Genomic DNA, 272 nt, shown 5'->3' on the forward strand with positions numbered 1-272 from the left:
GGTACCAAGTGTGCCAGCAGCCGCGGTAATACGTATGGTGCAAGCGTTATCCGGATTTACTGGGTGTAAAGGGAGCGTAGACGGAGAAGCAAGTCTGGAGTGAAAGCCCGGGGCTCAACCCCGGGACTGCTTTGGAAACTGTTATTCTTGAGTGCCGGAGAGGTAAGCGGAATTCCTAGTGTAGCGGTGAAATGCGTAGATATTAGGAGGAACACCAGTGGCGAAGGCGAATTGCTGGACTGTAACTGACACTGAGGCACGAAAGCGTGGGG

1 rRNA gene is annotated in these 272 nt (G+C 53.7%); it reads left to right on the top strand.

The features are described from left to right. Positions 1-272 (top strand): 16S ribosomal RNA (locus Ga0466249_RS26110); the annotation flags it as partial.

Origin of the sequence: Pelorhabdus rhamnosifermentans (assembly GCF_018835585.1) — a bacterium.
In the GTDB taxonomy this organism is placed as follows: Bacteria; Bacillota; Negativicutes; order UMGS1260; family UMGS1260; genus Pelorhabdus; species Pelorhabdus rhamnosifermentans.